This window comes from Xanthovirga aplysinae (assembly GCF_009711365.1).
Classification (GTDB): domain Bacteria; phylum Bacteroidota; class Bacteroidia; order Cytophagales; family Cyclobacteriaceae; genus Xanthovirga; species Xanthovirga aplysinae.
Genome location: NZ_SMMB01000818.1, coordinates 1 through 4,295 on the forward strand (window position 1 = coordinate 1; position 4,295 = coordinate 4,295).

At 35.0% G+C, this 4,295-nt stretch carries 3 protein-coding genes; 2 read left to right on the forward strand and 1 reads right to left on the reverse strand.

The window, feature by feature from the left end; genetic code table 11:
* Positions 1-437 precede the first annotated feature (437 nt).
* Together E1171_RS06175 and E1171_RS06180 are read left to right on the forward strand one after the other, a co-directional pair.
* A complete protein-coding gene (locus E1171_RS06175) occupies positions 438-1,457 on the forward strand; it encodes a LacI family DNA-binding transcriptional regulator (protein ID WP_155205134.1) in 1,020 nt (339 codons plus the stop codon).
* A gap of 273 nt (positions 1,458-1,730) precedes the next feature.
* Positions 1,731-2,111 (forward strand): hypothetical protein, encoded by a 381-nt coding sequence (locus E1171_RS06180; protein ID WP_155205136.1) that lies wholly within the window; start codon positions 1,731-1,733, stop codon positions 2,109-2,111.
* A gap of 443 nt (positions 2,112-2,554) precedes the next feature.
* Here the strand turns inward: E1171_RS06180 and E1171_RS06185 are convergent, their stop codons facing one another.
* Entirely contained in the window at positions 2,555-4,168 is a 1,614-nt protein-coding gene (locus E1171_RS06185) for an aminopeptidase P family protein (RefSeq protein WP_155205138.1), read from the reverse strand.
* Positions 4,169-4,295 lie beyond the last annotated feature (127 nt).

Sequence of the window (4,295 nt, forward strand, 5' to 3'; positions counted from 1 at the left end):
TGTGGACAATTAAAAATTGATCTAGTGGAAGCGGATATCAATAAAGGCTTTAATCCAATATTAAATGCATATTTGGCTAAAAGAGCCAAAATGAATTAATTGAAGGTAGGATTTTTAATTTGTGTTCTTCCTTTAATTTTAAATTGCACCCTTTTCTATAGCAGCTTTTGACAATCAAAGGAACAAACTCTATCCACATGGCCAAACATTCATTATCTTTAATAATTTCCTATTTTCCTTATATTTAAGTATCTTTACCACAGTATGTGGACTTTATTTACCAACTTTAAGAGAGAAGAACTGTGGGCAGGAAAATTTGATTATTTTTAAATTTCTCTATCCATTTATTTAGAGATACTCCTTAATTAACTATTTGCCTTTTAAGTTCTCTAAACTTAAACTTCCTGTTTAGTATTAATTTTAGTATTTTTTGAGCGATGAAACACGGACAAATAACCATAAAAGATATAGCCAGAAAATTAAGTATTTCCCCTTCAACCGTATCCAGAGCCTTAAAAAATCATCCAGATATCAGCAAAAAAACCAAAAAGAAAGTACAGGAACTTGCTAAAGAGCTGGATTACAGACCAAACTCTGTTGCTTTAAGCCTAAGAAGTAGTAAAACCTATACAATAGGGGTAATTATTCCCGAAATTGCTCATCACTTTTTTTCGACCGTTATAAGTGGTATTGAACATATTGCCTACAAAAACGGATATAAAGTGGTAATATGTCAATCCAATGAATCATATAACCGGGAATTAATGAACACCCAAGCTATGCTTTCCAGTCGTGTAGATGGGCTTTTAGTTTCTTTATCAAAAGAGACAAATGATTATGAACACTTAAAAGACATTCAAAGGAGAAACATCCCATTGGTCTTTTTTGATAGAATTTGTAAAGAGCTTGAAACAAGTCGAATTGTCATCGATGACTTTGAAGGAGCCTTCCAAGCAGTTGAACACCTTATACAACAAGGATGCAAAAGAATAGCCCATTTAACAGGCCCTACAAACTTATCCATTAGCATGGATCGCCTTAGTGGTTATAAAGCTGCCCTACAAAAATATAACATCCCTATAGACGAGGACCTAGTCATTAAAACCGATTTAAACCCCCAAAGTGGAGAAGAAAACACCAAAAAGTTAATTAACCTACCTAAACCTCCGGATGGAGTTTTCGCAGTGACAGACCCAGTTGCCCTGGGAGTTTTAAAAGCTTGTAAAAAATTAAATGTGAAAGTTCCTGATGAAATATCCATAATTGGGTTTGCCGGAGAACCTCTTACTGAGCTCACAGAACCACAAATAAGTACTATCGGCCAACCAGGGTTTGAAATTGGACAATTGGCTGCACAAGAATTTTTGCGACAACTTGAGGAAGGGGAGAACTTCATTCCAGAAACTAAAACTTTGAACTCAAAGCTTATTGTGAGAGAATCAAGTAGAAGAGCCTAAAAATTCTTCTAAAGCAGTCGTGATTAAAGCTAAAAAAGGAATTCACCCTGCTTTGGTCTTGTAACCTATAACTCAAATTAGGTGAAATTTCTATAATCTAAGGATTCATTTTTGTATAATTTGGAAAGAAAGCTGCAAATATTCTTACCTAAATTTTTATTACCATTGTTCCTTTCATAATACAACTTAGCGTATTAATACAATTTTTTATTGATTTATGAATATAATTTCACTAGATTTAGTATAGAGTCAACCAATTAAGAGCGCCGGAAAATGCACTATTGCACCAAAATATTTACTTTACTTTCCGTCACCCTCTTTACTGCCCTTGCTATATTATCCATAGATGAAAAAGATGAGCAATTATGGGTTGTCATTTATGGGTCTACAGCAGCTATTTCCGGATTCTCTTATTTCAACCGACTTCACCAGTTAATCTTAATCACCTTAATAACGGGTAATTTGGCGGCCCTTTTATACCTAGGTCCACAACTTTACAAAGCTCTTACCTTTATTCCAGACCAGGGATATGTCATGAAATTACAAGAACTCAAAAACATTACCGGCTTGTTACTTTCCCTGATTTTACTTACACATTTCCTCCTTATACCACAAAAAAACCATTTAATAGGAAGGTCAAAAAAACTCAAATAAAAGTTCTACCAATACATTTCAAAGATATAAAATGATCTTCCCTCTCCCTTAGTAGCAACGATTCCTTCCATTGCTATTTTTCACCAAAATATCCTACCTCTGTCACCCCTAATTATCCTCTCAAATGTACCTTTACCATCAGCATCCCCAGCTGATGGTAAAGGCTCACCTGATTTTATCAGGATTAAGGAATAAAAAATCTTTATAAATTAAATTCACTAGTAGAAACGTGCTTCCCTAAAAATTGCCCTAAGTCTTCGATTCGCCCCTTTGCATCTTAGGTCTAACAAGTGAAGAGGTTCTACTTTTGAAGCCCTAACAAATACATTTATTGAGGACTATAAATCTAAATAGCATTCCAGTTGAAGTCAAAAATATCTTTAAATTTCTCTATGGGTTGCAAATTTTGCAATATATAGTACAAAATCCGACCTTAAAAAGTATCAAAGTTCTGGTAATTTAAAATTTTGCAAAGGACTTTCTGTTTTCATCAAGTTTTCTATCTCCTCAGGTGCTCTCGGGGCTAATTTAGATAGATTTTCAAATCCTTCTTTGGTAATCAAAATATCATCTTCTATTCTTACTGCAATCCCCCACCATTTCTTGTCACAAGGACTTCCCTCAGGAATATAAATTCCAGGTTCAACGGTAATTACAGTTCCTTCTTTTAAGTCCCCATAATTTCCCCTGTCATGCACATCAAGTCCAAGATAGTGGGAAGTTCCATGGGGGAAATAGTTATGCTCCACCTCCACATCCGAGATAATTCCCAATTCCTTTAATCCCTGATTAATTACAGCTCTAGCGGCCTCATGGGGTGCCCTAAAGGAAGCTCCAGGTTTACATGCTTCAAAACCTGCCTCTTGGGCTTTATAAACCAATTCGTAGATTGCCCTTTGCTCCTTATTAAATTTGCCATTAACGGGAATGGTACGAGTTACATCAGCCGAGTAACCATGATATTCCGCTCCTAAATCCATCAATACAAGTTCATCTTCCACCTTGGTCTTACTATTATCAATGTAATGTAAGACACATCCATTATTCCCAGCCCCGACTATTGAAGGATAACCTTCGTATTCAGCTCCATACTTTTTAAATACAAATTCGTGTATACCCTGAATTTCCAATTCGGACATTCCTTCTTGCATAGCCTTCATAACTTCTCTTTGACCTATAGCTGAAATATTAATAGCTTTTCTCAGCAAAACTAACTCTTCAGGGCTTTTGACCTCCCTCAAACTGTTCATCATATATGCTAAAGAATAACCATCCAATTTATTTTCCGGAATTTTTCGGGCCACTTTAATTTTATCTTTTATATTTCCCGCATTTACGAAAGCATTAAGAATATCATCATTTTTATACTCTGAAAGATAGTTTAAATCTCTACCGACCACCTGAGCTACATTTGCACCATTGGATTCATCAACAGTCCGAATCAAATCATAAAGGCGAAACTTTTCCGAATCAAAATCTACAGGAAAATCCACCGCTTTCTTAAATTCATAGATTAAACTAAACAAATCCGAATCATCCCTTGGATTATCCTTAACATCCTTTTTCAATTCAATAAACATAATTTTATCAAAACTGGAGTAGTCAATATTTACCGATGCAAATTGGCTATTTTCATACACCCTATCCAAACCTAATTTAGTCTTCACTCCCTCGACACCCAGCCTTCGTCCATTCCACATTTCACTTTGAGGATCACGAGGTTGAACAAATATCATTTCGTTAAATGGGTCTCCGTCATCATAATGTTGAATATCCGAGAAAAGCAACATTACAGCATTGGGTTCTCTATAACCTGTCAAATAATAAAAATCCGGATCCTGGTGATAAACATAATCGACATCATTCGAGCGATTACGTATTGGATTGGCAAAAAAGACCGCAATTGAATTTGGTGGCATCAATTTTCGTACAGCATCCCGTCTCCCTTTATGAAAATCCTTATCTAAAAAGTCAGTAGGCAAATGATCCTGCGAAATTGCAACAGAAAAAGGGAAAAGAAGACAAAAAACAGCACAAAAACTTATAATAATTTTCATAAAACAAACCTTTTAAACTAGAAAAAGTCAATAAAAGCGTCAATATAACCAATCTTAACCTCATTTTAATAGGTAAAAGATTAAAAACATAATTGTAAACGAATAAGGCTACAGCAAGAAGTGCACC

Bases quoted from the DNA above. Each gene is read 5' to 3' on its own strand.
- E1171_RS06180 (WP_155205136.1), top strand. From the start codon at position 1,731: ATGCACTATTGCACCAAAATATTTACTTTACTTTCCGTCACCCTCTTT.
- E1171_RS06175 (WP_155205134.1), top strand. From the start codon at position 438: ATGAAACACGGACAAATAACCATAAAAGATATAGCCAGAAAATTAAGT.
- E1171_RS06185 (WP_155205138.1), bottom strand. From the start codon at position 4,168: ATGAAAATTATTATAAGTTTTTGTGCTGTTTTTTGTCTTCTTTTCCCT.